This window comes from Vibrio cionasavignyae (assembly GCF_050337155.1).
Taxonomy (GTDB): domain Bacteria; phylum Pseudomonadota; class Gammaproteobacteria; order Enterobacterales; family Vibrionaceae; genus Vibrio; species Vibrio nomapromontoriensis.
The window spans coordinates 1-5,511 of the sequence record NZ_JAKJSR010000046.1 but is presented as its reverse complement, the minus strand read 5'-3'; the positions used below and the strand labels follow the sequence as shown (position 1 = coordinate 5,511).

Here is a 5,511-nt window from a genome sequence, read left to right as displayed (position 1 = left end):
AGGTGCAGAGATTGAGCGAATGGATGGTGATAGACCTTACTTTCGTTGGGCAGTGAACGGCTAACAAATTGTTCAAGCAGACAGCTAACGTTTGACGATTTTGGTTTGGTTGAGTTTAGTGATTACGGTGGCTTTGTTTAAGTGCGGTGGCAGTTAGCTGCTACTTAACAAGGCGTTATAGCGCAAGGAGAAATCGAAGATCGAATATCTATTGGGATTAATAGCATTATTGACGTCAATGGTTGCTGCCATCGTTGGGTTTGGCGGTGGAATGCTTCTAATTGCGATCCTTCCTTTCTTTCTAAGTCCTGCCTTGATCATACCAATTCATGGCTTGGTTCAATTGGCAAGTAACTCGTCACGTATGCTGTTTTCATTGAAACATGTTAGATGGCAACTTCTTCCTCGCTTCTTAGTTGGTTCAGTCGTCGGTGCGTTGATGATCGGGTATGGTTTGTCTCATATTTCAATGAAGTATGTCCCAGTTGCAATTGGCCTATATATTTTACTCAACCTATGGAGCCCAAGGTTTTCAGCGTCTGTCAGTCGATACGAAAGCTATTATCTGATCGGCTTTTTGCAAACAGGGTTAGGGTTGGTAGTAGGTGCAACTGGACCTTTGAGTTTGAGCGTGTTAACAAAACAACTGGAATCTAAAGATGAAATCATAGCGACAAGTTCGTTATTTATGACAATTAGTCACCTAGCAAAAGTCCCCGTGTATTTGTCGTTCACTGAGAGCATGTTTTCTGATTTAGGTCTTATTGCTTATATGGTTTTGGGCGCTATCTTAGGCTCGTTTATAGGAACGAAGCTTCGACTAAGTACAAAAAATGATTATATTATTAAAATAATCAAGCTTTTATTGACGTTGCTTGCGGTTAAAATGATAGGCGAAGTTGCGCTATAACAAACAATTTAAGCAGATTCGCAACGCTTGGCATTTTTAGTTTGAATCAATTTTAGTGTTTACGGCACAACGGTTGAGGTGTGGTGGTCGCGTTGCTCACTACTTAATTGGGCGTTAGTACTACATAGGGGAGATCTGTGGACGATTTGATTAAAGTTGGTTTGTTTCTGCTAGGTGCGATATTTTCAGTCATTCTCGTACCATTTATAGAAAAAAAGAAAGTAGACTTTCTTCGTAAGCAAAGTCGGGAAAACTTGTGGGTAGAACTTGAAGATATCCAAAATGAGCTTAACGAACATATTGAGCAACATTTTCAGTTTCTGTTAAATATTAGAACTCAAAGTGAGCTTGTAAATAGTGGTAAGTTACCAGTACCGATGCCAAGAGAAATTAATGCAGAGGTGTTGTCAGATTTATACAACAGATCATCTACAATACTAACCTCTTCTCAGAGGATCGCTATTAAACGGATTCCAAGAACACTGGCTGTAATAATGAATAACTCGCAGTCTTCTGTTGACTCGGTTCTTGAAAAGGAAACCTATTGTATTCAATCTATAAAGAATACAATTAAATTATCATGTCGTTTGATTTTTGAAATCAATCTATTAAGACAAGAAAAAGATCGCTTTAAGAAACGTGACGAGCTGTGTTCTAATTCAGCAACATCACCAGTTTTGCGTAGTCTTGGGTTTAACGAATCTCAGATTACAACGTCACGTATTGAAGAGAGTCAGTTTAAGGATCTAACCGTAGAAATGTAGTACTAACAAATTGCTCAAGTCGACAGCTAACGCTCGGCGATTTTGGTTCGGTTGAGTTCAGTGATTACGTGGCTTTGCTTGAGTGTCGTGGTCGTTAGCTGCAACTTAGCAAGGCGTTATGTTTATTACCGCGCTTTGGGATGTAAAAAGTGCGTTTATACCTAATTCATTGTATTATCGTTTCTTTTTTGGAGGTGAATGGGTGGATACATTTGTTCTACCTGCGCTACTTGTCTTACTTAGCGCAATTTTACGAAGCTTTATTGTTAATAAGAGTAGTACGCCATCAGTGCTAGGTGAGATCGGGATGGGGCTACCTGTCGATTTGACATTTGTAGCGTTATCAATAGTCATAACTATCTCTGCTAGTAGTTTTGCGGTTGATTGGGTTAATAATCGGCCAAGCTTAATTGTGGGGGCATTAGTTGTAGCAGCAGTTCAGATTGGAGCTCTATACAAGCCTTGCAAAGAGTATGTTGATGAAGATAAACCATGGCATTCCTTTGGTTTATGGTTATTAAATACGTTATGTACTTTTCTTGTTTTTGCATTCTTATTAATTGAGGTGATTGCATGATTATTGAACAAATAACACCTTTTGAAATGCTAATTTCCATTGCTCTGCTTTTGCTAGTTATGACTGTAGTTATGGGACTTATGTTCTACATGCAGCAAAAAAGGCGTGAGTCTCATTTCAATGAAGAAAAAAATAAAATTGAACTTGATTTGCTCCGACATAACGTGGAATCGCAAGTTTATGGTTTAAATGAGAGGCTAATGAAAACTCCTTCTCGTTTTGAAGATGCTTACCACTTGCAACTTGATGGCAATAGAAAATCTGATGTAAAAAAACCGATAAAACTTAATGAGTTTTTAAAAAGTGCAAGTATTAAAGATGAAGATCTAATCGAAAGAGACTTTGTGTTTGTTCTTACTCCATTCCATTCAAAATTTGATGGAGTATATGATGAAATTAAAAATGTTTGTGATAAAGCGGATATTCGTTGCGTGCGTGGAGATGAGCAGAATTTCAAAGGTGATATTTTCTCACATGTACTTAGAAACATTGTTCAAGCAAAAGTGGTTGTTGCAAATTTAAGTGGTCGAAATCCCAATGTTTTGTATGAATTGGGTATTGCTCATGCTCTTGATAAAACTACTATTTTAATATCAAATGCGATTGATGAGCTTCCTGCAGATATCAAGTCAAAACGAATCGTTGTATATAAAGAAACTGGTGACTTGGAAAATAGACTGCCAGTCGAACTACTGAAGGCATTTAAATAAACATAACAAAGCATTTAAGAGTGATTCTGTAGTTGACCCGATCTAGTGGACACCTTCAATTGTAATTGGAGGTGTTTATGCCAGCTTATAAATCAGGTAAAAAAACTCAACAATATCTCACGGAATTTAAGGTAACTGCCGTCCGACTTTCGCTTCGAGAAGGAGCTACAGTTAAAAGCGTGGCGCTATCATTGGATATCCACCCTTATATGCTTTCTAAATGGCGAAAGGACTATAGAGAAGGGGTTATTTTGGAAGATAAACGTAAGAAAAGGACTAAGATCCCGAGTCAGAAAACTGAGTCTAGTCGGATTGCAGAGCTTGAACGTCAGAACGAACAACTTAAGCTCGAGAATGACTTGCTAAAAAAGTGGCAACGATTCGTTGCCCAAGAAAATCGACAAAATTCCGATTCATAGCCCATTACAAAACGCGTTATTCCATTGTATTGATGTGTCGTTTTCTATCTGTTTCCAAGTCGGGTTACTACGCATGGCTTGATAGAGAGCCAAGCCGCTACGATCAAGAAGAGCAGGCTTTGAAGAAGTGCATAATTAAAGTGTTTACTCAGAGTCGAGAGACTTACGGTAGTCCACGAGTTCATGCAGAGCTGAGGCGCCAAGGAGTTTTGGTTAGCCGCAAGCGTGTGGCTCGGATCATGAGGGAGCAAGGGCTGAGAGCGCGAAGTTATCGTATTTACATAAAAATGGCCAAGCTACATCGGTTCTATCAATCGATTAAGAATATTAAAAAAGACACACCAAAACCAACGGCAGTTAATCAACAATGGTCTGGAGATCTAACGTATATAAAGCAAGGTAAACGTTGGATGTATCTAGCGGTCGTTATCGACCTTTACTCGCGTAAAATCGTCGGTTGGTCGCTTGGTAGTAAGAAGAGTACACAGCTAACGATGAGTTCGTTGAGAATGGCAATTAGAAATCGAAAGCCACAAGAGCGCTTATTGTTTCATACCGACAGAGGCTCTGAATATCGAGCCCATGAAGTTCAAGCTTTATTATCAAAAAATGGAATTGTCCCAAGTATGAATCGTCCAGGTTATTGCACTGATAATGCGGAGGTAGAGTCGTTCTTCCATACACTCAAAGGCGACATAATTAGGAAAAATAGCTTTAAAAGTGAGAAGCAGCTTAGAGATAAACTTGCCGGTTATATCCAGCATTTTTATAACCGTTATAGACTGCACTCAAGTCTTGGATATCGAACCCCGCATGAATATGAAGTAGCGACGGGTTAAAGATAATAGGGTGTCCATTTTATCGGGTGAAGATCATTCGCAACGCTTGGCAGTTTCGCTTCGCTCAAGTATAGCCCAGCGCTGCTCACACCTTAATGCGGCGTTAGTTGCACGAGGAGGTTTCGTGGAAGAATTATCAGGAGGAAGAGAATCAGCAATATATAGAGATGGCGAAGTTGTCTATCGACCTCTTCAGCCGTGGAGTCCTACAATTCACCTCATTTTGAAGCATCTTGAGCGAAAAAATGTGGCTGAATGTCCAAGATTTCTTGGTGTTAACCAAGAGCAGGAAGTCCTAAGTTTTGTCGTTGGTAATACTTATAACTACCCTCTAGTTGGTGCAATCGCAACTGTGGATGCACTCATGTCTGCGGGTAAATTATTGCGTAAAATACATGACTCAACTGTGCCACTTTTGGAGCAAGTAGATGTCAATACGCACAAGTGGATGCTAGAGCCAAGAGAGCCTTTTGAGGTTATTTGTCATGGTGACTTTACCCCATACAATGTTGCTCTATCCGAGAATACAGTTGTAGGTGTGTTTGACTTTGATACAGCGCACCCAGCGCCAAGGATATGGGATTTAGCATACTCAGTTTATTGCTGGTCACCTTTCAAAACTGACAGTAATGATAAGTTAGGCACAATCTCTGAGCAGGTCGCTAGAGCTAAGTTGTTCTGTGATCGTTACGGCGCTACTGAATCTGAAAGGAATCAACTAGCGGACGCAATGATTCAGCGATTACAGGCCTTAGTTTTGTTCATGCGCAGTGAAGCTGAAAATGGTAATAAATCCTTTGCTGAAAACATAGAACAAGGTCATCTTCAAGCCTATCTAAGTGACATAGAATATATCACTGAAAATAAACAAAAAATTCAGTGCGCATTGTGCAACTAACAATTTGCACAAGCAGACAGCTAACGCTCGGCGATTCTGGTTTGGTTGAGTTCATTGATTACGTGGCTTTGCTTGGGTGTTGTGTTCGTTAGCTGCAACTTAGCAAGGCGTTTATTTTTCTTTAAGTATGGGTGAATAATGGCTCAGGGAAATAATAAGAAAGCACTCAGTAAGAGAGTACGCAAAGGGAATAAAGGTTTTCCCATAGCTACCGTTGCTTTCTATGGTCCTGACAATAAAACGGCAACAAAGCTTGTCTGCGCAATTATTCCTTATGACGGTGCAGAGCCGGAGCCAATGAAAAAATGGTTCAAGGCGACAGATATTCGTAAAGATGAGCTGATTTTAAAAGAAGTACTGATAAGATGAGCTGATTTTAAAAGAAGTACTGATA

7 protein-coding genes are annotated in these 5,511 nt (G+C 39.7%); all 7 read left to right on the top strand.

Features of this window, described 5'->3' with window-relative positions; all coding sequences use genetic code 11:
- Nucleotides 1–211: 211 nt before the first annotated feature.
- The 7 genes from L4D74_RS24790 to L4D74_RS24760 all read left to right on the top strand — a co-directional run bounded on the left by L4D74_RS24790 (nucleotide 212) and on the right by L4D74_RS24760 (nucleotide 5,486).
- Nucleotides 212–910 (top strand): sulfite exporter TauE/SafE family protein, encoded by a 699-nt coding sequence (locus L4D74_RS24790; RefSeq protein ID WP_428755049.1) that lies wholly within the window; start codon nucleotides 212–214, stop codon nucleotides 908–910.
- A 137-nt stretch (nucleotides 911–1,047) separates the two neighbouring features.
- Nucleotides 1,048–1,674 (top strand): hypothetical protein, encoded by a 627-nt coding sequence (locus L4D74_RS24785; protein WP_428755048.1) that lies wholly within the window; start codon nucleotides 1,048–1,050, stop codon nucleotides 1,672–1,674.
- Between the two features lie 118 nt (nucleotides 1,675–1,792).
- On the top strand, nucleotides 1,793–2,251 hold the full coding sequence (locus tag L4D74_RS24780; protein WP_428755047.1) for a hypothetical protein: 459 nt from the start codon (nucleotides 1,793–1,795) through the stop codon (nucleotides 2,249–2,251).
- Entirely contained in the window at nucleotides 2,248–2,961 is a 714-nt protein-coding gene (locus L4D74_RS24775; protein WP_428755046.1) for a hypothetical protein, read from the top strand. Before L4D74_RS24780 ends, L4D74_RS24775 begins: the two co-directional genes overlap by 4 nt.
- A gap of 77 nt (nucleotides 2,962–3,038) precedes the next feature.
- A protein-coding gene (locus L4D74_RS24770; RefSeq protein WP_428755045.1) for an IS3-like element ISVisp1 family transposase occupies nucleotides 3,039–4,219 on the top strand; the annotation gives its coding sequence in 2 pieces (ribosomal slippage) (nucleotides 3,039–3,324 and nucleotides 3,324–4,219; 1,182 coding nt in all).
- Nucleotides 4,220–4,343: 124 nt separating this feature from the next.
- Nucleotides 4,344–5,117 carry an aminoglycoside phosphotransferase family protein gene (locus L4D74_RS24765; RefSeq protein WP_428755044.1) on the top strand — a complete coding sequence of 258 codons (774 nt, stop codon included), beginning with the start codon at nucleotides 4,344–4,346 and terminating at the stop codon, nucleotides 5,115–5,117.
- A 138-nt stretch (nucleotides 5,118–5,255) separates the two neighbouring features.
- The gene (locus L4D74_RS24760) at nucleotides 5,256–5,486 is read left to right on the top strand and encodes a hypothetical protein (RefSeq protein ID WP_428755043.1); all 231 of its coding nucleotides are present in this window, start codon (nucleotides 5,256–5,258) and stop codon (nucleotides 5,484–5,486) included.
- The last annotated feature ends 25 nt before the right edge of the window (nucleotides 5,487–5,511 follow it).

What these genes read in the sequence shown, in the direction of transcription:
- L4D74_RS24775 (WP_428755046.1), top strand. Translation starts at nt 2,248, where the DNA reads ATGATTATTGAACAAATAACACCTTTTGAAATGCTAATTTCCATTGCT.
- L4D74_RS24780 (WP_428755047.1), top strand. Translation starts at nt 1,793, where the DNA reads ATGTTTATTACCGCGCTTTGGGATGTAAAAAGTGCGTTTATACCTAAT.
- L4D74_RS24760 (WP_428755043.1), top strand. Translation starts at nt 5,256, where the DNA reads ATGGCTCAGGGAAATAATAAGAAAGCACTCAGTAAGAGAGTACGCAAA.